Below are 19,047 nucleotides of genomic sequence, written 5' to 3'. Positions count from 1 at the left end.
ACTAAGTAATTAGTGCGCAGCTCCTTTTCTCTGAATAAAAATAAATCTCAAACTTCAATAATATGAAATTTATGGTTAAATAAACATATTCAGAATTAATTATAAAATTTTTTTCTGTTTCCAATTGAAATTGGAATAAAATAGTTTTATAATAGAGGATGTATTTCACTTGATCTTTGAAATTCAATTCTGCGGATATAGTTTAATGGTAAAATGCTAGCTTCCCAAGCTTGTGTTGCGGGTTCGATTCCCGTTATCCGCTTAACTTAAAATGACCTGTGACTCAGTTTTAATGAGACATAGGTCATTTTTAAGTTATATAATTGTAAAAGTGAGTCGGGAAGATAAAAATGCGAACCCATTTCTGAGCATCTTTTATTCTACCCGCGTGATTCCATGAGTTTCGGAATCACGCTTTTCCCGTTATCCGCTTAACTATTCTAGACCTATAAACACGCTACACGCTGATAAACTAAGGCATGGAGCGTGTTTTTATTTTTCTTAAAAGTCCGTTACTTTTCTTGTCGTGCTGCATATTTGCTGAACTATGCAACACGCTTATTTAGCGGAAGTTTTAATTGATATCCGCTTTGAAATGAAGTATATTTTTTAAGTGATTTATTTGGTACTCGCGTACTAATATTTTACCATAAATCCCTTACTTTTGAAGTTTGGGATTAATTTTTTTGCAGAAGAAAGATCCATAAGTACTTCAGATATAGGTAAAGTATATAATTTTATAGTTTCTATATATTATACATAATATTGGTTTTATGATATGCTCTATTTGGACATAATTATTTAATTTATAAAGTCTTAATGATGATTTTCTAAATCTATGCAAAGCTTTTTCAGTTTGCGGTTCTGCAAATAGTTTTTCGGTATACTCTCTCATGGATAAAATCCATGCTTCCGGATTTTTCATGATATCTCCGTCACGAATGCCAACAAGTGATATGGTCTGATATCCTGCAGGAGCGGCTCCTTCCAACTTCATGGTATAGGGAGTTTTTATAAGCTTTGTATTCTTAACATAAACCTTTCCGTTATCAAGCTGTGCATAGACTGACTGTGTTGTGTCAATCTCCAACACCGGGCTCGACCAGATAAAAGGGATCGGAATTTTCATATAAAAGATGCGCTGATACAGAATATACGGAACAGCTGCTATCAGGTGCAGTGGCCTCAACTAAAAATCCTGATTCATCTACCGTAAGAAAGACACCGCCTCCTGCGGGGTTGGTAGTGCAGATACAGCCGCATTCGGCTGTTTTGGCCGCATGCCATGCAGCTGCTTCATTACAGCCTTTCATAATCGGCATAGCTGCTATTACCGCTGTATCGGTGGCCCGGCCGCATAATACGATGTCGGCACCGGCCTTTAATGCCTCAATGAAAGGTTCGACTCCTGATAAAGCAACGATGTTGGAACATTCCTCGAATAGAGTCTCATTTATTTCGGGTGCAGCGGATAATGGCTTGATTTTTCCGGCCCTATACTTTTCCTTTAGGACCTGAGAGGATTGTTGGGTATAAATTTTTGCAATTTTAGCAGGGATACCTTCTTCCGTACAGATTTCTTTGCAAATTTCCTCCAGCTCGTCAACACAGGCATCCACTCCGCAGGTGCCGCAGGTACCTATGGTAATGGGGATGGATTGCTTATTTGCGGCAATCATCAGCATTCTCATATCATTTTTTACTGCTTCTTTTGCGTACTTCGCCCTTCCTGTTCCCAAATAATATGGGCCGGAATCTGTGGTACCCGCATCTGCAGATATAATGTCTGGGCCCAGTTCCATGCCTCTGGCAAAAGCCTCATCTGTGATTCCTGTACCAAGTGCACCAAAAGGCACAAAAACTTTACAAATATTCATAAAAATAAAGCTCCTTTCAATAAAAATTAGTATAATATGTATAATAACATCCCATAAAATATAAGTAAAATATATAAATTCAATAGTAATATAGAATTAAGCTATAAAATAAAAAAGGTATACCCCCCTATCCGCGTAAAGATGACACTTTTACTAAAAATACTTGCTATAAAGTTAAACAAGCATTACAATAAATTTGTGTTTCTGGATGCTCTGTTCGTTTAACTTGCGTTTACATTTATGCTCTACAATCGATTTCAGGAAGGAGATTTTATATGACCAGTATAATGATTATAGATGACGACCCATATATTCGCGAACTTGAGCGGACCTTACTAAGAAATGAAGGCTATATGATTTACGAAGCCGATAATGGACGTAACGCTTTGCAGCAAATGAAAGAATATAAAATAGATTTATGTATTCTTGATATCATGATGCCAGAAATGGACGGATATGAATTTTGCCGCCTTGCCAGGAAATACTATCCGGATTTGCCAATATTAATGCTTACAGCCAAAGGCGATATAAGTCAAAAAGTAAAAGGGTTTGAACTGGGCGCGGATGATTATTTAACAAAACCATTTGAGGGAATGGAACTTATTGTTCGTGTGAAAGCCTTGTTAAAACGTTATAAAATTACTTCTGTTGTATCCATCGGAACGCTCACCCTTGATAAATCCATCTATGGAATATCCTGCGGCGGTGAGCAAAGTGACATTCCTATGAAAGAGTTCGAGCTCTTATTTAAGCTTGGTTCTATGTCTGGAAAAACCCTCACCAGGGATCAGCTGATTGAGGATATCTGGGGATATGATTTTGAGGGTAACGAACGGACACTGGATGTTCATATTAACCGCTTAAGGGAACGATTTCCCAGTGATATATATAAATTTAAGATAACTACCATAAGAGGATTAGGCTATCGATTAGAGGTGCTGCATGAACAATAATACCCATACTGTTAAAAGCCGTATCACCTATGGATTTATTATTTCCACGCTTGCTTTCGGTATCTGTTTTTGGCTTTCTTCTCTGTTAGCAGACTTCCTCTTTCAATATACAGGAATTCCTGCAAAACCATGGCCTTATATTATAACCGGTTTATTGGGTATGTACCTTTTTGCTGTCGGTATAAGAATCACTACTGCTTTTCATCACAAAAAGCATAACTACAGAAAACGCAGTTTCATGTTTGATGAAATTCTTGATGCTATGAAACGAATTACACAAGGCGATTTTTCCGTAGTTATGAACGTAAATAAAAACGACCCATTTTCCGTACTTGCGGAAACTGTTAATAAAATGGCTCATGAACTTGGGTCAATGGAGAATCTACGGCAGGATTTTATTGCCAATGTCTCTCATGAAATTCAATCCCCCCTTACCTCTATCTCCGGCTTTGCAGAATTACTTCGAAGTAAAAGCATCACCGAAGAAGAACGAATACATTACATTGACATAATAAAGGCTGAAAGCAAACGCCTATCTAAGCTAAGCGATAATCTGCTTAAATTATCTTCCCTGGATGCGGCTGCCACCCCCCTTACCTTTACGAATTTCAGATTAGACAAACAGCTGCAAAACTCACTTCTTATGTTAGAGCCTCAGTGGTCTGATAAGAACCTGGACATCTCTGTGGAATTAGATGCAGTTACCGTAAACGGAGATGAACATTTATTGACACAGGTATGGATTAATTTACTTCACAATTCCATAAAATTTACACCTAATGGCGGCTCACTTAACATTACAATCAACCGGGACGATTCCTGGGTGGTCTGTCGGATTGCTGACAGCGGAATCGGAATTTCAGCTGAAGATAAACTCCATATCTTTGAACGATTCTATAAGGTGGATAAAGCCAGGGACCGTAATTTAGGCGGAAACGGTCTTGGTTTATCCCTTGTGAAAAAAATTATAGAGCTTCATAACGGAACCATCGAAGTGGAAAGCAACCTTGGGGCCGGAACCACATTTACGATCAGACTGCCAAAATAAATGAGTTCCGTTTACCTTCCGTTTACCTTGAATTTAACCTCTGTTTAATTAACAGCTTTATGATAGGGTTGTTAATTGACAGAGGTTAATGTTTTTAGGAGAAAAGAGTGTAAGAAAAACATGATTACCCAAAAAGAATTTCTAGAGGACAAAACAATGAGCCTTTCAGACATCCTTTAATCTGATTTTATGCCGCCAGCGGCGGCGGAATGCGAGGTAAATATGGAAAATATGATTTATGTTGATAATTTAGTAAAACAATACGACAAAACGAAAACACCCTCCGTTAAAGGTATCAGCTTTGACGTAAAAGAAGGAGAATTTTTCGCTTTTTTAGGTCCTAACGGTGCAGGCAAAACAACCACAATTTCAATTCTGACCACCACACTATCCAAAACATCCGGGAGGGTTGCAATCGCCGGTTATGATATTGATCAAAAAGCTAAGAAGGTACGTGAGAACGTCGGTATAATATTTCAGCAGCCAAGTCTGGACCTACAGCTCTCGGCAGAAGAAAATATTCGATTTCATGCCTGCTTATATGGCATGTACGGTTACCGTCCAACCTTTAAGATGATGCCAAAAGAATATCGTAAGCAAGTTATGGATCTTTCCGAAGTCATTGGTATACAAGATGCGTTGTTTAAACCAATTAAAAAACTTTCAGGTGGAATGCAGCGTAAATTTGAGATTATACGAAGTCTGATTCATACGCCTAGAATTCTATTTCTTGATGAACCGTCACAAGGTTTGGACGCAGTTAGCCGCCGGGGATTATGGGACTATATTAATAATGTCAGACGTGAGAACGGTACTACCGTTTTTCTAACCACTCATTATATTGATGAAGCTGAACATGTGGATAGAGTTTGTATTATCAATCAGGGACTCATAGCATTTAACGGCACTCCTGCTATAATGAAACAAAATTTACTAAAACAAGAGGTAATTTTAGATTCCGACAATCGTTTGGCTCTTATAAATGAATTAACAGCAATGGGAATGGATCCTCGAGTTGAGGATCATGTAATTGTACCCTATCAGAATATGACAGCACAAGAAATAATAGCAAACTTAGAGACAAAACTGACTCTTCTTAAAATGGAAGAGCCAACACTGGAAGACGCTTATGTAGAGTATTTATTAAGAACAGGAGGAGCGATAGCATGAATGAAATGATATTAAAAAAGCCGGTTCCAAAATTTTTAAGAGAAGTAAATGTAGTAATCACAATACTTGCACGTGATATTACTTTGTTTTTCAAATCACCGGGTATGCTTATTATGAGTCTTGCCATGCCATTGGTTATGATGGGTATGCTTGGGGGAAGTCTATCGGAAAACATGGCCGGAGGGCTTGGCTTTAATTACAATCAATATATGCTAATTGGCATGCTTGTTAATATGCTGTTTATGACTACAGCTTCCGGTGTCTCCTCCTTAGTAGAAGATCGTGTAACCGATTTCACCCAGGAAATGATGATTTCGCCAATATCCCGCTACTCTATTGTGATAGGTAAGATTCTTGGTTCTTCGTTTGGTGCAATTCTGGGAATGTTCGGAACAATACTCGTTGGATTAACTATGGGAATTTCCCTGTCAATAGGGCAATATTTATTGATACTTCTGTTAGCTCCGCTCATGTGTTTATCAGCCGGTGCAATGGCCATGATCATCATTGGCCTTGTAAAAAGCAATAAAATGGCCAATATGGCTGTTATGCTTATAACCATGCCGCAAATGTTTCTTTCCGGTGCAATCATTCCGATCAATCATTCAAGCGGTATCTTATATGTATTATCCCGTTTAATGCCGATGACCTATTGTCTTGATCTTACACGGGCAGTTGTTTATTCAGGAACTAAAGATTATACTAATGTGGTTTTGTTCAATCCTTTTATCAGTATCATTGTAATTTCTTCTCTTACCATTGTGTTTCTGGTAATCGGAACCTTTTTCTTTGCAAGAAGTGAAAAAAACAGATAACCGCCCGGTCGATTATCTATATCCTGCCTTTAAGCATATCCGCCTATAAGCAGTACTAAATGTTAAAAGCATCAGTCTAGAAGCTGATGCTCTTACTTTAAGATACCAGGGTTTTTGAATTCATTAAACAATATTTAAGTAATTTGAGTTAAATAATTTATAAATATTTTTATTGAAATTTATTTATATCTCATTTATAATGTTCTAGTAACTATTCTTAACTATACAGACTAAATGCTGTGTACTTATTTAGTTATTTTATCTGTTCGGGGCATTAGCGCAGTTGGGAGCGCATCACACTGGCAGTGTGAGGGTCAGGGGTTCAAGTCCCCTATGCTCCATTTAAAGAAGTGCAGGAAAATCAAGGGTTACGGCGATCTATAAAAATTATACCACTCAGGATGAGTGGTTTTTTAATGCCAAAGTAGGACGTTCTCACACCAGCAGCCGAACCCGAAAAACACCATTTTCTATTTTGTAGATTAGCTCGCCGTCATATTTCTTTGCAAAGGTCATGACGCTTTTGCTTCCTATGCCGTGTATTTTCACAATAAACCTTACTAATCTTTGGTGTCGACTGATTTTTTTTTCAGCAGAGCGGCAACCTTTTGATTTTCCCCTGTCTCCAAAAGCTCTAAAAGAATATTGTTGAAATGGTGCCGGTCATGGGCGGCACGGCTGTTCTGCGCCGATACCTCCTCCATAAGTTTAATCCGTTCTGACATATTGCCGGCGGCTAACTGCAGATATTCTTTTTCCACCTGCATTTTTTGATTTTCCTCTTTCACCAGATACTCCGGCTGAAGATTTTTGAGTGACAGAAAAATGGAACTATAAGCTGCTAGTCCCACAAAAATCAATAAAAGCAATGGAGCTGCCTGTTCGGTCAAGGTAAGGACGATATCCTCTGAAAAGAGAACGTAATAGGTAAATGTAATGTAAATACCCAGTGCCACGGCAAAACAAAAAACGGCAAACAGAACCATATCTATTTTAGCCAGCATGGTCAGATTACCACTAAGATAACAATAAACTGCCGTACCTAAATCAGCGGCAATATGCCAAGCATGGTATATATAGTCACTTTTTTAGAGTATTTAGGCTAAAGAAGCGTAATCATCAGCAGGACATTGGCAGTGGTAGATATAACCGCCCGCATAAAATCCGGAATATATTCCCTCATCTGTGTACCTCCTTTGCCATAAGAAAGTTCATATATTGATCTCGAACCACCGGGTATTGCTTGGCTGCAATAGGAACAACTTTTCCGCTGCGAAGAGTGAAACTATCCTTTGCAAAACGTTCCACCCGCCGCATATTTATTAGGTATGAGGTGTGGCATTGTAAGAAACGAACATCCTTTAGAATAGAACTACAATATTCCCCAAAGCTTTCCCGGATAGTACGGCTGATAACTTCTTCACCGTTTGCAAGAGTAAAACTGACCGCATGATTGCGGTATTCACAACAGAGAAGATCGGACAGCTTGAGTACCCGTAGACTCTCGGCGGTTTTGACCGTAAACGTCTGTTCCTGGGATAAGTCTATTTTCGAGACAGCTAAAGTAAGTGTATCGAATAACTGCTGTTTATCGATTGGTTTAATTAAATAGTTAATGGGGCTTGCAGCATAAGCCTGCAAAGCATATTGAGGCTCAGTGGTAGTATAAATAATCTGCGCCTCACGGTCAAGGCGGCGAATTTCTTTGCCAAGCTCAATGCCGCTGACCATAGGCATGACAATATCCAATACGTAGAGATGAAAACTCTCGGCTTCCATGGCGGTAAGCAAACTATCAGGGTGATCGAATTCTTTCATCTCTGTTTCTATTGATTGATTGTCAAGGTATTTTGTTATGTATTCTGTTATGTATTCGTTAATGATTTGAAGCTCTTTCGGCTGGTCGTCACAGATAGCAATGCGCAGCATGGCGGTCACTTCCTTATGTTATGTTCTTGTCGATGGGCATTAGGTTTGTTTGGAGTTATTCCGGCAAACTTCTCAACCTTTTTAACTCCAAAAATATAAAAATATAAAAAATATAAAAAATATTATATTCGAATATGCGATTATTCTCAAGAGCATATACAAAAAAGTTACAGTGAAATAAACACGTTACTGTTCACGGGCAACAACGCGACGTGTTTTTTATGAGTGTATAGCCACAGAAAACCGGAGAATTGCAGCGTAGGAACGCAGCCCCCTCGTTTTATGTACATCGCGAAGTCTGTTATTGTTCGCGGAACTGCTGCTTTTTACAGGGGAGTGAACAGTAGATAACTCTCCGTTATCCTGAAATATTGTTTATAAGAAATAAAAATTATTGCATTATTAATATTCTAATTTATGTACTAATAATTTTTCCATATCAATTTTATATATGTGGCATATTATTAAAACACGAATAAGAAGATCCGCTAAAAACACCGGTATTCCAACTGATTTTAGTATCTTCATTTTACTAGAAGGAACAACCTCCTTGCCATACCTAATCCTATATTAATTATGATTTTTCAATGATTCATTGCATTTGAAATTTATATGTGCCAAATAAATTAATTCTACATATAATGGTATAAAAACGTTTATTGGAGATAGAACGGTGAACTATAATAATTATATTTTTCCAAACGATTATAATTCTAATATATATGAACGTCTGAAACAAATGGAAATGAAATCAAATGCTAAAAAAGAGGAAAATATATATGTATATCCTGATAATCTGGATAATGCACTTTCCTTAATACAACAGGCAGTATCCGGAGAAAATGAAGATAGGATATTCTATTCTTATCTAATTGACAATGCACAGGACAATGAAGACAAAGAAATTATTACCGGAATACGCAAAAACGAAATGGATCACTATAAGATGTTTCGGCAGATTTACTATGATATAACAGGAACCATGCTCCCTAAAGTAAAAGAAGAAGAATTCGTTCCTCCTAAGTCATATTGTGATGGCCTTAGAAAAGCTCTGTTAGGAGAACAGAATGCTGTTAGAAAATACCGTCAAATACTTTATGCAATGCAGCCACGGATTCATGTCAATATGTTAACAGAAATTATTACGGATGAGATCAGGCATGGAATACTCTATAATTACCTCTATTCCAAAAATAATTGCATGTAAGTATTATGTGGTTTTATGTGGGGATGCTTCTAAATTAATATGTACGCAGATTTCCGGACGGCCATTGATCTATAAATTTACTGCATCCCCGTTCCTATATGATATTAATATTGTCCATTATTTATCATTTGTTATTTGCCGTATCTTCTCTAATAATAAAATTAAATTTATAATCATATAAGTAAGCAGCTGACTCTTCCAGAATCTTTCTTTTTTCTTCTTCTGTGCAAATAACGTGAATAATTTTATTCATTTCATCAATTTCCTGTTCCATATGATACACTCCTTTCGCTTATTATAACACGAATGGAATTAAATAGTACAGAAAACACCTCCCTCAGTTTGTGTCAAGTAATAGTTGGCAATTCTATCATTAGTTTTCGAAATGATTTTTATCTTATTTCTTTGTTCAGTGGAGATGTATTTTCTTTGTTGAGACAACGCGGATAATGAGCCGTCTATCCGCTTCTATCAGGGAGATTGCAACACGCAGTTATCTTCCCATCCAAGCTCACGGCGCTTTCAGGGACATATATGACAGTTTAAACACCTTAGACACAGAGATTAAAGCAAGCGACAGGTTGCGGGAGCAGACAGAAAAAATGCGCAAGGAATGGATTGCCAACATCACCCATGATCTGAAAACGCCTTTGTCACCTATTAAAGGCTATGCTGAAATATTACAGGAGCATAGCACCAAAACCGAGGAACAATGTAAGCGGTATGCACATATCATGTTAAAAAATGTTTCTTATATGGAAACGCTGATTGACGATTTGAAACTAACCTATCAATTAGAAAATGGTTTGATTCCCTTGAAACGACAGGAGCAAAATTTTATCCGCTTCATAAAGGAATTGATAATTGATATTTTGAACAATCCCGAATATGCGCGCCATACCATTCACTTTGATGCTTCTGAGGAAACAGTTCTAATTTCTTTCGACCAAACGCTTTTGATAAGAGCCTTTCAGAATTTAATCATCAACGCGTTTTTACACGGGAATGAAAATACGGAACTCACCCTGCAAATTTCCGTTGCTGATACCATGCTTAAAATTGTTGTGTCTGATAATGGAAAGGGAATGACCGCAGAGGAAACAGGCTCGCTCTTTCAGCGTTACTATCGGGGAACCACTACGGAGCATAAGCCGGAAGGAACAGGTTTAGGACTTGCCATTACAAAAAGCATTGTTGAGCTTCACGGAGGCACAATTTCCGTATCCAGCATACCGGGTATTGGAACGGCTTTTCAGATACAATTCCCTGTAAATTAAGGTTAATTAAGGTTGTCTGAAAAATAGATTAAGGTTGACAGTTTATCATTTGATTATGATAGCTGCCAACCTTTTTTATATGTCAGGAGGTGAGAAAATGAAAAAGATGCTGCCATTCATGGCTACTGTGGCTATTACGCTTCTTGTTGCATTTGTGGCTGTGGCATTTCTGCTACGTCCTCAGACCTTAGAAATTGGGTCTGTTGATTTGGATATGGTTACCGATGGAGAGTATATCGGGATATGCCAAAACAAAATTTTGTTGGCTGTTGTCAGGGTAGATGTAAAACACCATGAAATAACCAGCATTGAAGTTCTGGAACATAAAACCTCTTATATGGAGAAGGCCAGACAAATTGCCGCTAATGTATGTTCCAGTCAATCTTTAGACGTTGACGCTGTTTCAGGGGCGACCCTCACAAGCGATACCGTTTTGAAAGCAATAGAAAACGCATTGGAATAGGTCACTAAATGATTTATCTCCAATAGAAAGCAGGTGTTTGATTGAAAATCATATTGATATACATTCTGACGAATGTAAAAGAACGCAAAACAAGAACAGTCGTTATGTTGCTGTCGATACTTCTATCCACTACATTGCTGTTTGTGTCTTTTTCTATTGGTGTCTCCTATGAAAGCGCACAGCGGAAAATGGCACAGGGCATGGCGGGAAGCGCATCGATTTCCGTTACCGTCACAGATGACACGAACACAATTGATATAAGTGCAATTCCTGATTTATCCTCTATTGGGACAAGTGTCGGTATGCTGGAGGAAAGTTCCTTATATCACGAAAACGGCTATTACGAAACGGTTGACCTGATTGCTGCTGACCTCTCGCAGCTTAACCAAATCAATAAGCCGCGTTTGTTAGATGGCGGAGAAATCACTGACTTCGACCATAACAAAATTATTCTGCCGGATCGGTTTACTTCTAAATATGGAATTGAAAAAGGTGATACCATTACCCTGCAAATAGGTGGAAGCCCTGTCAGTTTTGAAGTAGCAAAAATTGCCGCCTATGATACTGTCTTTTTGAGGCATACAAGGGGCGCAACAGCTCTTTTGCCTCTTTCTACATTGACTGAACTTTTAGGACAAACGGATGGATACAGTGAAATTTTGGTTAAACCCGCCAAGGGCGTATCCACAGGTGATTTAATAAGTGAGCTGAAGGCGAAGCTTTCTAGCAGCAGCTACAAAGTGTCTAAAATTGTAAACGAAGCACAGATTACAGCTGATGCAAGGCAAAAATCTATGCCGTTTTTCCTAATTAGCTTTTTCTCTCTGACAATAAGCATCTTTATCATTTACAGTAGCTACAAGGTAATCACGCTAGACCGACTTCCGGTAATCGGGACGTTTCGCAGCATTGGAGCGACCCAAAAAGCGGTTACCCGCATTCTGCTTTTGGAAAGTTTGCTATATGGCTGTATGGGTGGACTGATTGGTATTCCGGTAGGAATGTTTGTGCTGAAACTGATTTTACATGGCATGGGGCAATCTCTATCACAGGGAATTGAAATCCCCGTTGTTATTTCACCGCTCAGTATCATGATTTCATTTACTGTGGCTATTGCCGTTTCTTTACTGAGTGCATGGCTCCCGGTACGCCGGGCAAGCCGCCTGCCAATCAAGGATGTTGTGCTAGGAACTGTAGAGGAAAAACGCATCCCCAGGTCCTTTATCGTCGGGATTGGAATAATCCTGTTTTTGATTTCCGTATTTTTGCCAAAGGTTGTTTCGGGAAAAATGTTATATCTGGCGGGTGGTTTTTCCTTGTTAGGATTGATAGCCGCAACGATACTGGTCATTCCTCTTATGACAAACCTGATTTTTATGGGACTGGAACACTAGTATGGTCTGATTTTCAAAAATGAAGGTAGACTTGCCGCAAGGAACATGAGGGACAACAAAAGCATAACACAGAACATTACATTGCTTTTTATCAGTATTTCCGCTGTCATAGCAATCAGCATTGTTGGGAATTTTGTAACCACCTATATCAGCGACGTATTCAACGGTGCAGAGTTACAAGGTTTTGCTGACGGACAAATGGAGCCGGACTTTGTGGAGAGGGTGGAAAGCATGGACGGCATAAAAAAGGTACTGCCCCTTTTTGTGTATAAGAACGAAGTGCATGGGAACGATATTACTTTTTCACGACTTGAAGCAACGGACAATCTGGAATGGTATAGTTCCATGTTTGCACTTCACTACACAGAAAGTAGAATGCGGGAACAAGTATTTTCCGCTTTTGCCGCAAAACGGTCAATTATATTAAGCGAAAGCTGTATGGAACGGACGGGATTTTCCGTAGGTGATACTTTTACCTTGTCAAATGGAGCCGCAGCTAACACTTATGTTGTAGTTGCCGGTTTCAAGTCGAGAGCAACCGATGTGGAAGCGGTAATTCCCTCGACCTATGCGGTTTCCGATTTTGGCAAAACAGCCTATGGTTTTTTAGCCTATACTGCCACTGACCCAGATGCAATCATGGTGCAAATCCGTGATCTGTTCGGAGATACCTCGAATTGGAGCCGGACGGTGGAGGAATTTAACACGGACGCTCTTTCTACCGTGGGAGCCTTTTTACAGCCTATGCACAGTATGACCTACTTCATTTTGCTTCTGGCAACAGTGGGCGTTATCAATAATCTTTTGATTAACTATATGTATAAGCGCCGCGCAATTGCTATGTATAAATCCGTTGGATTGAGCAATCGCCAGAATATGAGAATGACGTTGATAGAGGGATTTTCCTCCGGTCTGATTGGTGCGGTAATCGCTATCTTTGTTTCCTATATGGAAATACAAACGATTTTTCTTGTGGCTGGCCCCAAAATACAGATGGTGCCACAGCTTAGTATCAAGACATTTCTCATGACCGGTGTTATGGGCATACTAATCACTTTGTTGGGTTCCATCGTTCCGATTTTCAAAAGCCGCAAGATGAAATTAGTTGAAGAAATTAAATTTGAATAATAAAGAAATTGGAGGATTTACAGATGAAACCATTCGTTGCTAATATTGCCGTCGAGGGCAAACATATCGTGAAAGACTTTCGGCTTGGCGATACCATCACAAAGGTATTAAAAGACGTATCCTTGCAGGTAATGCAGGGTGAATTTGTATCCATCATGGGGCCGTCCGGCTCCGGAAAAAGCACACTGCTTTATATTCTTGGCGGTTTGGACGCTCCGACGGGCGGTTTTGTTCACTTGAATGGAACAGATATATCCCGCTTCAAAGATGAACAAATGAGCAGAATTCGACGTCAAAATATAGGCTTTGTATTTCAGTTTTATAATCTTATTCCTAACCTGAATGTAGAAGAGAATATTATGCTCCCATTACTTTTAGATGGCAAGCGAATGAGGGATTACAAGAAACAGCTAAATCACATCTTAGAAGTGGTGGGCTTATCTGACAGGCGCAGGCATACTCCCCGGGAATTGTCAGGAGGACAACAGCAGCGCGTAGCAATCGCCCGCGCATTGATCGGAAACCCTGAAATTATATTTGCAGATGAGCCTACAGGTAATCTAGACAGCAATACCGGAGCAGAAATTATGCACCTGTTACATGATATTAACCGGGAAAGCGGACAAACAATCATCATGGTAACACATTCGCCGGAAGCTGCCAAAAGCAGCAGCCGGATCATTACAGTACGAGACGGAGTAATTGATTAAGTCATTACAATTCCTAACGGGCACAGCCATAACCACCAAATTAAAAATGTAAGTTTGGATATATTCATAAATTTACATAAAATAAGACTATCTATTATTGATAGTCTTAGAATATTAAAATACTTCACTTATAATGATAACTAACAATTATTTTTATCTACTATATCCTTGGTAGAATCATTACTTGAATTCTTTTCATTTCTGCTGCCAATATTACGGAAGTTCTCCTTACAATCTTTTAAACTGCTGTCATTACTTGTTGTTTCATTTCGAGAACTATCGTTATATGAATTTTTAGATGACGTACCATTATATTTGTTTTTCATAATACCTCCTAAGATTTTGTTATGGTGGGTTACATATTTAATATGTGATAATTGCTTTTTAAATATTCTGTTAGATTTCATACAAAAATGATAAACTTTTCTAAAGGAAGATTTTAATATTAATTTTTTTGAAATTATAATTTAGGAAGAAACAGGCTGGGCAATGCGCCCAGCCTATATCTTATTGCTTTCTATTTTAAACTTTCAAAATTATTTACTCTTCCCGATAATCTGTCGATACTTCGTCCCGTTGATAATTCTTAAGTCTGCTGGTTAATGCTAAAAACCAGACTCTTAAAACTATCCCGATTAATGCCGCAAAAACGGTTAGGGAATTGTTATAAAGTGTGAATGCTATACATATTAAAATAGTATTCACAAAATAGATAATAAGATAAACCCGAAATAATTTTACAATATTGTCTGCGGTTTCTATATCATCCCCATGGTATAAATACTCTACGGAACCATGTATAATAAGGTATTCTATTACTATCTCCAATATACTTATGAGAATCATCCACGACATCATAAATGGGGAGGAGTTATCTGCATATGGGTACCGAAACGTTATCAATAAACCGATGATGGAATGAAGTACAGCTATAAGCGCAATAACAGAGGCTTTTTTAAATCTGCCACTGTTATAAACCGTTCTCAGTTGACTGATTCCGCTTGCAACCATGGCCCATCCGATGAAACCAGGCAGAATCTGAAAACTTCCAAGATTAATATGAAAACTGATAAAAATAATTCCCCAGAAAATAGTTTTATACCCCTGTGACATCTATAACTTCCCCTTTCCCTCTAAATATTTAAAGATCTGTATCCACGTAAAATTCTGATTCATCGTATTATATTCAAAATTATATAATCTTACGGTATCTATATTTCCTTCCGGTGTTTTAAAAAAGATACAGGGCTTAATATTATAAAAAGAAAACTGGTCACCATAACCCAACGGTGTTTTTAGTTTACTGGTAACATTTAAAGTGCTTCCGGCGCTGTATTGAATTCCGTTAATCTCTTTGCTGTCAATTCCATCTGCCTTAATCTGATACAAATGATCTGCTTCTGTCCTTAGCAAGGAGTCTATTTTTTTCAAAGATAAATCCGTTTTCACATTAAATGACACAGAGGAAGTGCCATCCGAAGAACTGGAACCGGAATAGGAATCCAGGTATTGATTCGAATAATCTTGTTTGTAAAATACAATTTTACCGATATCAGCATTCACCTGTCTGCCATCAGAGAATAAAAAAGTCCCCTGTGACAGCTGAGACTTATCATACTGCTCCGTATTGCTGTCATAAATCATATTTACATACACCGTTCGTAAGGAATACCGTCCGTATACCATTCCTTTCTGTTCAAAGGTATTATTTTTCCAAAATACCATTCCGCCCCTCTCATTATTTTCCGTTGCATAAAAATTAAGCCCCGGAGCTTCCTTAAAAGTGATGCCGGTTACTTCTTTTGTATCTGACCGGTTGGCAAGATAATGAAGTTCAAACATATTTTCTCCATTATCAGTACCATCAGCCGGAAGCTGACATTCATAATAATGCTGTAAAAATACCGGTTCACTAAGTCTGCAATAATAAACGAAAAATATACTTCCTGATAAAGTTAATATTACTAAAATTAACCCAGCTGCAAGTATTTTCTTATTTAACGCCATTCCCTCACCCCTATTTTTTATTCTTCTTTGTTTTGAATGTTCTTTAATTTTTTATTTAGATCCTCCGCTGTTTTTTTATCATTTTTAAACATCGCCGTTGTAATGCATATATAAATAACGGACACTAATCCGAACAGGAATATAATATTTATCATTTCACCCGGTTCAACCCAACTGAAAATAAATGCACCGCCAATTACTATTATGTTAACAAATATATAATGCAGGACCAAACGGAATTTAATCTGTTTTTTACTTAATTCTTTTCTGGAGTAGAATATAAGGTCTCCCAGAGCGCAAATCGCTGCAATACCAATGAACTGCAAGAGAAAAGTATAATTAAACTGATAATCCCGATCAAAAACTGCAAGATAAACTGCTGCACCTATGGTATTACCAGCAGTAACATTGATAAAAACCTGTAACATACTTTTTATGGTTGACATATTCCTGCCTCCTTATAATCCAAGTCTTTTCTTAAGCTCGGGTACATATTGCCTTGAAATGACCACTTTTTCGCCATTAAACAACAATGCCTCGAATCTCCCTGAAAAGGCCGGGCTAAGACTCTTTATTTTCGTAATATTTAATATTACCGATTTAGAAGCTCTAAAGAAGTTAGAATTCTCGTAGTTCTCTTCTATCTCATATAATTTAAGTTTTGATTCATATATCGTTTGCTTACAGTAAATAAACACCTTATTATCGACTCCTTCGAAATAATAAACATTTTTTGCATCAATCATAGTAATCATACCATCTTTTATTCCGTTAAGCTTTTTCTGCCCTGCTTTGAGTTCCGATATCAATTTTAAAACAGTATCGTCTAAATTTCTGCATCGTATGATAATCTGTTCTTCCTCCCCGGGATTGATATCTTCGATAATAATTTTCATGGTGACTGGCTCCTATCTAACAACTGTATTTCGTTTTCTTTGAATCAATGCAGACATTACAATTAAAATTATACCACTTATTAACAAAAAAAACACCTGAAATTGACTGCTAATGATATGTTCCCCCCAATGTATGGTTATCCCCATATATTCCTTATAACCATCCGTAAGTTGGTTGGGGCAGTTCTTAAACGTGGTCTTCAATGCTGTTTCGGTAAATACACTCCTCATTAAGGAACAGCCGTGAAGGAGGGGAAGGCATTTTAACACTCTCTGTATATTGGACGGGAGCATTCCCATAGGAAGATATATGGCTGATAAAAAACCAACAAGGGTACCAATAATTGTACTCAGCCCGGAAAATGCACTGGTGCTGTGTACAAAATTGGCAATAAAAAATACCATACTGGCTGACATAAATACATTTAATATTATATAGAACAGAATCTGCAGAAATTGTTCCATGCCCAACAGGATTCCTCCGGTAAGCCATACATAAAATTCTCCCACACCCAGTGTAAAGAGGCAAATTACAATACCCATGATAACTGCTGCCAGAATATAACCTAAGACAAAGATTGCCCTATTCACCGGCGCTACATAAAAACTGGACAATTTCTGTTGATCCTCATCCTCTACCATAAATCCAACCATCGTTAATGTAATTGTTACAGAGTTCACCACTATGATACCTGCAAGAGTCCATAACAGAACTAACTGTTCCGCATTATCCCTGTCTGCGGCTGCATCACGCATACCGCCATACTGATTCAGCAGATCTACTACGCTGTCTGCATTCATATTTCCTAAAAATATAGCCATTAAACCAATAATAATGAACATAGATAATAAAGAAAAAAACACATTTGCTCTATTTCTGGAATAAACTAGTGTATTTCTTTTTATTAAATTTATTAAAGTCATTTTTGTCCTCCTTTAAAAAACTAAGATAATATATAACATGAAATCTAAATAATAAACTAAAGTTTACAAGCTTTTACCGGTGACATTGAGAAAAACGTCATCCATTGTACCCTGAACTATCTCACACGCACCTAAATAGTCTTTTAAATCATTTAATACTTCTAATCCGTATAAGGTATCTTCTATAATAATCCGGATATGATTGCTTCTTTCCTCGAAAATACATTCTTTCTCTTTTAATAAATGTAAAATATTCTCTCTGTCTTTCGGATAGATCCTTATCAGATCGTGGGCATACTTTTGTTTTAATTCATGTGGGGTTCCCTGCGCAACCAGCCCTCCGGCCTCCATAATAGCAATATATTGTGCTTTTGCCGCTTCTTCCATATAATGGGTTGTGAGAAACACCGTCATATCTTTCTCTTTTCTCAGAACTTCGATACTATCCCATACATTCTGCCTGGTCTGGGGATCTAATCCTGTAGTCGGTTCATCTAAAAATAATATTTCAGGTGTATTCATAAGCGCTCTGGCAATTTCACAACGTCTTTTTTGTCCACCGGATAATTTTCGAAACTGCCGGCTAAGAAGGTCTCCGATCTCTAATATTTCACAGACAAATTCCAAATTCTTTTGTATTACCTTGGAATTATTGTAATAAAGTGAGGCTCGTATCATAAGATTTTCCTTAATTGTCAGCCTGTTATCTAAAGAATTATCCTGAAATACTACCCCGATTTTATTTCTTATCTTTTCATTTTCCTTACCCAACTCATAACCGCATAAGGAAATTTCTCCTTCGGTTTTGTTTAACAGGGTGCATAAGATATTGATTGTAGTGGACTTACCGGCACCGTTTATTCCAAGAAAGCCATATAACTGCCCTCTTTCTACCTGAAAATTAATGCCATCCACAGCTTTAATTTCATTAAAATATTTCTTTAAATTTGATACTTTTATAATTGGATCCATATTGTCTCCTTCCCTTTGGTTGCTGCTTTTTTTAATCCTGGCTGTAAAACGTTTGGTAGATAAAATTTTCTATTAAAGTGTATGTTACTTATTATCTATTCGCAAGTTCATTATGGTAAGTTGCCAGCTAACCGCAGTAAAATGCCGCCTGAAGATGGTATGTGGTAAATATGAGCCCATTGTGGTTATAAATGAGTAAAGATTTTCATATATAATTAAGAGAGGATATACTGTGAATGTGATTAATAATTTTGCTATCCTAATTTTCAAATTACTT

21 protein-coding genes, 2 tRNA genes and 1 pseudogene are annotated in these 19,047 nt (G+C 37.6%); 11 read left to right on the top strand and 13 right to left on the bottom strand.

What is annotated here, in order from left to right; translation table 11 throughout:
• Nucleotides 1–191: 191 nt before the first annotated feature.
• A tRNA-Gly gene (locus tag RBU59_RS15975) sits at nt 192–262 on the top strand.
• A 450-nt stretch (nt 263–712) separates the two neighbouring features.
• On the opposite strand, the gene RBU59_RS15970 is transcribed toward RBU59_RS15975, so the two are convergent.
• Both RBU59_RS15970 and RBU59_RS15965 read right to left on the bottom strand, forming a co-directional pair.
• A complete protein-coding gene (locus tag RBU59_RS15970) occupies nt 713–1,090 on the bottom strand; it encodes a hypothetical protein (RefSeq protein WP_308143500.1) in 378 nt (125 codons plus the stop codon).
• Nucleotides 1,080–1,877 carry an acyclic terpene utilization AtuA family protein gene (locus tag RBU59_RS15965; protein WP_308143499.1) on the bottom strand — a complete coding sequence of 266 codons (798 nt, stop codon included), beginning with the start codon at nt 1,875–1,877 and terminating at the stop codon, nt 1,080–1,082. The genes RBU59_RS15970 and RBU59_RS15965 overlap by 11 nt, the downstream gene beginning before the upstream one ends.
• A gap of 275 nt (nt 1,878–2,152) precedes the next feature.
• On the opposite strand from RBU59_RS15965, the gene RBU59_RS15960 reads away from it, so the two are divergent.
• The 5 genes from RBU59_RS15960 to RBU59_RS15940 all read left to right on the top strand — a co-directional run bounded on the left by RBU59_RS15960 (nt 2,153) and on the right by RBU59_RS15940 (nt 6,204).
• Complete coding sequence (locus RBU59_RS15960) at nt 2,153–2,830, top strand: response regulator transcription factor (RefSeq protein WP_308143498.1); 678 nt, start codon at nt 2,153–2,155, stop codon at nt 2,828–2,830.
• The gene (locus RBU59_RS15955) at nt 2,820–3,878 is read left to right on the top strand and encodes a sensor histidine kinase (RefSeq protein ID WP_308143497.1); all 1,059 of its coding nucleotides are present in this window, start codon (nt 2,820–2,822) and stop codon (nt 3,876–3,878) included. The genes RBU59_RS15960 and RBU59_RS15955 overlap by 11 nt, the downstream gene beginning before the upstream one ends.
• 222 nt (nt 3,879–4,100) lie before the next feature.
• Nucleotides 4,101–5,048 (top strand): ATP-binding cassette domain-containing protein, encoded by a 948-nt coding sequence (locus RBU59_RS15950; protein WP_308143496.1) that lies wholly within the window; start codon nt 4,101–4,103, stop codon nt 5,046–5,048.
• On the top strand, nt 5,045–5,863 hold the full coding sequence (locus RBU59_RS15945) for an ABC transporter permease (protein WP_308143495.1): 819 nt from the start codon (nt 5,045–5,047) through the stop codon (nt 5,861–5,863). Before RBU59_RS15950 ends, RBU59_RS15945 begins: the two co-directional genes overlap by 4 nt.
• A 268-nt stretch (nt 5,864–6,131) precedes the next feature.
• A tRNA-Ala gene (locus tag RBU59_RS15940) sits at nt 6,132–6,204 on the top strand.
• Between the two features lie 94 nt (nt 6,205–6,298).
• Here RBU59_RS15940 and RBU59_RS28680 read toward each other — a convergent pair.
• The 3 genes from RBU59_RS28680 to RBU59_RS15925 all read right to left on the bottom strand — a co-directional run bounded on the left by RBU59_RS28680 (nt 6,299) and on the right by RBU59_RS15925 (nt 7,792).
• Nucleotides 6,299–6,379, bottom strand: coding sequence for a hypothetical protein (locus RBU59_RS28680; protein ID WP_308148591.1), 81 nt, complete (start codon nt 6,377–6,379; stop codon nt 6,299–6,301).
• Between the two features lie 44 nt (nt 6,380–6,423).
• Complete coding sequence (locus tag RBU59_RS15930) at nt 6,424–6,867, bottom strand: hypothetical protein (RefSeq protein ID WP_308143494.1); 444 nt, start codon at nt 6,865–6,867, stop codon at nt 6,424–6,426.
• A 175-nt stretch (nt 6,868–7,042) separates the two neighbouring features.
• Nucleotides 7,043–7,792, bottom strand: coding sequence for a LytR/AlgR family response regulator transcription factor (locus RBU59_RS15925; protein ID WP_308143493.1), 750 nt, complete (start codon nt 7,790–7,792; stop codon nt 7,043–7,045).
• A 673-nt stretch (nt 7,793–8,465) separates the two neighbouring features.
• On the opposite strand from RBU59_RS15925, the gene RBU59_RS15920 reads away from it, so the two are divergent.
• Entirely contained in the window at nt 8,466–8,999 is a 534-nt protein-coding gene (locus RBU59_RS15920; RefSeq protein WP_308143492.1) for a ferritin-like domain-containing protein, read from the top strand.
• Nucleotides 9,000–9,123: 124 nt separating this feature from the next.
• On the opposite strand, the gene RBU59_RS15915 is transcribed toward RBU59_RS15920, so the two are convergent.
• The gene (locus RBU59_RS15915; RefSeq protein WP_308143491.1) at nt 9,124–9,273 is read right to left on the bottom strand and encodes a hypothetical protein; all 150 of its coding nucleotides are present in this window, start codon (nt 9,271–9,273) and stop codon (nt 9,124–9,126) included.
• A gap of 175 nt (nt 9,274–9,448) precedes the next feature.
• On the opposite strand from RBU59_RS15915, the gene RBU59_RS15910 reads away from it, so the two are divergent.
• The 4 genes and pseudogenes from RBU59_RS15910 to RBU59_RS15895 all read left to right on the top strand — a co-directional run bounded on the left by RBU59_RS15910 (nt 9,449) and on the right by RBU59_RS15895 (nt 13,971).
• Complete coding sequence (locus tag RBU59_RS15910; protein WP_308143490.1) at nt 9,449–10,276, top strand: sensor histidine kinase; 828 nt, start codon at nt 9,449–9,451, stop codon at nt 10,274–10,276.
• Between the two features lie 55 nt (nt 10,277–10,331).
• Nucleotides 10,332–10,739 (top strand): FMN-binding protein, encoded by a 408-nt coding sequence (locus tag RBU59_RS15905; protein WP_308148590.1) that lies wholly within the window; start codon nt 10,332–10,334, stop codon nt 10,737–10,739.
• A 104-nt stretch (nt 10,740–10,843) separates the two neighbouring features.
• Nucleotides 10,844–13,261 (top strand): annotated as a pseudogene (locus RBU59_RS28800) (ABC transporter permease).
• A 23-nt stretch (nt 13,262–13,284) separates the two neighbouring features.
• A complete protein-coding gene (locus RBU59_RS15895) occupies nt 13,285–13,971 on the top strand; it encodes an ABC transporter ATP-binding protein (RefSeq protein ID WP_308143489.1) in 687 nt (228 codons plus the stop codon).
• A gap of 140 nt (nt 13,972–14,111) precedes the next feature.
• On the opposite strand, the gene RBU59_RS15890 is transcribed toward RBU59_RS15895, so the two are convergent.
• From RBU59_RS15890 to RBU59_RS15860, 7 genes are all read right to left on the bottom strand, one after another.
• A complete protein-coding gene (locus tag RBU59_RS15890; RefSeq protein WP_308143488.1) occupies nt 14,112–14,297 on the bottom strand; it encodes a hypothetical protein in 186 nt (61 codons plus the stop codon).
• A 214-nt stretch (nt 14,298–14,511) separates the two neighbouring features.
• Complete coding sequence (locus tag RBU59_RS15885) at nt 14,512–15,084, bottom strand: hypothetical protein (RefSeq protein WP_308143487.1); 573 nt, start codon at nt 15,082–15,084, stop codon at nt 14,512–14,514.
• On the bottom strand, nt 15,085–15,978 hold the full coding sequence (locus RBU59_RS15880; protein WP_308143486.1) for a hypothetical protein: 894 nt from the start codon (nt 15,976–15,978) through the stop codon (nt 15,085–15,087).
• Between the two features lie 17 nt (nt 15,979–15,995).
• A complete protein-coding gene (locus tag RBU59_RS15875) occupies nt 15,996–16,424 on the bottom strand; it encodes a DUF3021 family protein (protein WP_308143485.1) in 429 nt (142 codons plus the stop codon).
• Nucleotides 16,425–16,436: 12 nt separating this feature from the next.
• Nucleotides 16,437–16,874, bottom strand: a complete 438-nt coding sequence (locus RBU59_RS15870) for a LytTR family DNA-binding domain-containing protein (RefSeq protein WP_308143484.1) — start codon at nt 16,872–16,874, stop codon at nt 16,437–16,439.
• A gap of 12 nt (nt 16,875–16,886) precedes the next feature.
• On the bottom strand, nt 16,887–17,798 hold the full coding sequence (locus tag RBU59_RS15865) for an ABC transporter permease (RefSeq protein ID WP_308143483.1): 912 nt from the start codon (nt 17,796–17,798) through the stop codon (nt 16,887–16,889).
• 63 nt (nt 17,799–17,861) lie between these two features.
• Nucleotides 17,862–18,770 carry an ABC transporter ATP-binding protein gene (locus RBU59_RS15860; protein ID WP_308143482.1) on the bottom strand — a complete coding sequence of 303 codons (909 nt, stop codon included), beginning with the start codon at nt 18,768–18,770 and terminating at the stop codon, nt 17,862–17,864.
• Nucleotides 18,771–19,047 lie beyond the last annotated feature (277 nt).

It is taken from the genome of Anaerocolumna sp. MB42-C2 (assembly GCF_030913705.1).
In the GTDB taxonomy this organism is placed as follows: Bacteria; Bacillota; Clostridia; order Lachnospirales; family Lachnospiraceae; genus Anaerocolumna.
Note: the sequence above shows the minus strand (reverse complement) of the source record. Positions and strands in the feature narration are given on the sequence as shown.

Coding starts and splice junctions, on each gene's coding strand:
- RBU59_RS15915 (WP_308143491.1), bottom strand. CDS start 9,273: ATGGAACAGGAAATTGATGAAATGAATAAAATTATTCACGTTATTTGC.
- RBU59_RS15925 (WP_308143493.1), bottom strand. CDS start 7,792: ATGCTGCGCATTGCTATCTGTGACGACCAGCCGAAAGAGCTTCAAATC.
- RBU59_RS15905 (WP_308148590.1), top strand. CDS start 10,332: ATGATAGCTGCCAACCTTTTTTATATGTCAGGAGGTGAGAAAATGAAA.
- RBU59_RS15865 (WP_308143483.1), bottom strand. CDS start 17,798: ATGACTTTAATAAATTTAATAAAAAGAAATACACTAGTTTATTCCAGA.
- RBU59_RS15910 (WP_308143490.1), top strand. CDS start 9,449: ATGAGCCGTCTATCCGCTTCTATCAGGGAGATTGCAACACGCAGTTAT.
- RBU59_RS15895 (WP_308143489.1), top strand. CDS start 13,285: ATGAAACCATTCGTTGCTAATATTGCCGTCGAGGGCAAACATATCGTG.
- RBU59_RS28680 (WP_308148591.1), bottom strand. CDS start 6,379: ATGACCTTTGCAAAGAAATATGACGGCGAGCTAATCTACAAAATAGAA.
- RBU59_RS15965 (WP_308143499.1), bottom strand. CDS start 1,877: ATGAATATTTGTAAAGTTTTTGTGCCTTTTGGTGCACTTGGTACAGGA.
- RBU59_RS15870 (WP_308143484.1), bottom strand. CDS start 16,874: ATGAAAATTATTATCGAAGATATCAATCCCGGGGAGGAAGAACAGATT.
- RBU59_RS15950 (WP_308143496.1), top strand. CDS start 4,101: ATGGAAAATATGATTTATGTTGATAATTTAGTAAAACAATACGACAAA.
- RBU59_RS15885 (WP_308143487.1), bottom strand. CDS start 15,084: ATGTCACAGGGGTATAAAACTATTTTCTGGGGAATTATTTTTATCAGT.
- RBU59_RS15930 (WP_308143494.1), bottom strand. CDS start 6,867: ATGCTGGCTAAAATAGATATGGTTCTGTTTGCCGTTTTTTGTTTTGCC.
- RBU59_RS15945 (WP_308143495.1), top strand. CDS start 5,045: ATGAATGAAATGATATTAAAAAAGCCGGTTCCAAAATTTTTAAGAGAA.
- RBU59_RS15955 (WP_308143497.1), top strand. CDS start 2,820: ATGAACAATAATACCCATACTGTTAAAAGCCGTATCACCTATGGATTT.
- RBU59_RS15890 (WP_308143488.1), bottom strand. CDS start 14,297: ATGAAAAACAAATATAATGGTACGTCATCTAAAAATTCATATAACGAT.
- RBU59_RS15875 (WP_308143485.1), bottom strand. CDS start 16,424: ATGTCAACCATAAAAAGTATGTTACAGGTTTTTATCAATGTTACTGCT.
- RBU59_RS15960 (WP_308143498.1), top strand. CDS start 2,153: ATGACCAGTATAATGATTATAGATGACGACCCATATATTCGCGAACTT.
- RBU59_RS15860 (WP_308143482.1), bottom strand. CDS start 18,770: ATGGATCCAATTATAAAAGTATCAAATTTAAAGAAATATTTTAATGAA.
- RBU59_RS15880 (WP_308143486.1), bottom strand. CDS start 15,978: ATGGCGTTAAATAAGAAAATACTTGCAGCTGGGTTAATTTTAGTAATA.